The sequence below is a fragment of the Fulvimarina manganoxydans genome (assembly GCF_900176465.1).
Classification (GTDB): domain Bacteria; phylum Pseudomonadota; class Alphaproteobacteria; order Rhizobiales; family Rhizobiaceae; genus Fulvimarina; species Fulvimarina manganoxydans.
Genome location: NZ_FWXR01000054.1, coordinates 1 through 1057 on the forward strand (window position 1 = coordinate 1; position 1057 = coordinate 1057).

Genomic DNA, 1057 nt, shown 5'->3' on the forward strand with positions numbered 1-1057 from the left:
CTAGAGCGGGATGACATCGAACTGAGTCGCTGAGGATTCCGCTTTTCTCTGGGCTGTGATTCAACATGCTGGCTGGAAGGAGGCCAGCATGAATGTCGAAAGCCTATTCGATGGATTTGCGCGAGCGCGTGGTCAAAGCAGTGACGCAAGAGGGGATGTCGCGTCGGCAGGCCGCGGTTCGGTTCGGGGTCGGGCCGAGCACGGCGATCCGGTGGATCGAGCGGTTTGAAGAAACCGGCAGCGTGTCGCCTGATCAGATCGGCGGCCACAAACCGCGTACGATCCGCGACGACCATGCCGATTGGCTGCGCCAGCGATGCCGCGAAAAGCCTTTCACGCTTCGCGGTCTAGTGGCAGAACTTGCCAGCGAACGCGGCCTAAAGGTCGATTATCGCTCGGTCTGGCGGTTTGTGCACGACGAGAAACTGTCGCATAAAAAAAGACGCTGATCGCGATCGAACAGGACCGTCCGGATGTCGCGCGTCGGCGCAGCCAGTGGATCAAATATCAAGATCGCGTTGATCCTACGCGTCTCGTCTTCATCGATGAAACCTGGACGAAGACGAACATGGCTCCGCTCTACGGCTGGGCGCCGGTCGGCGAGCGTCTGTTGGGCAAGGCGCCCTTCGGACACTGGAACACCTCGACCTTCATCGCGGCCCTTCGAAGCGACCGTGTCGAGGCCCCATGGGTGATCGACGGGCCGATCAACGGCGAGAAATTCCTGCTTTATGTCGAAGAGGTTCTGGTCCCGACGCTGAAACCTGGCGACATCGTCATTATGGACAATCTGGGGAGCCACAAGAGCAGGGCCGTGCGCCGAGCGATCAGAGCCGCCGGCGCAAAGCTCCTGTTCCTCCCGAAATACTCACCCGACTTGAACCCGATCGAGCAGTTCTTCGCCAAGCTCAAACACTTTCTGCGCAAGGCGCAACCGAGAACGCGGGACGCCATTTGCGAAGCGATCCGCGAAATTCTCGAGACCGTCACAAATCGCGAATGTTCAAACTATCTCGCCAATTCAGGTTATGCACCGAGGTAAAATCATCTCGCTCTA

General features: G+C 58.6%; 1 protein-coding gene. It reads left to right on the forward strand.

What is annotated here, in order from left to right; genetic code table 11:
- Positions 1-92 precede the first annotated feature (92 nt).
- A protein-coding gene (locus B9A15_RS22335) for an IS630 family transposase (protein WP_139798566.1) occupies positions 93-1042 on the forward strand; the annotation gives its coding sequence in 2 pieces (ribosomal slippage) (positions 93-435 and positions 435-1042; 951 coding nt in all).
- The last annotated feature ends 15 nt before the right edge of the window (positions 1043-1057 follow it).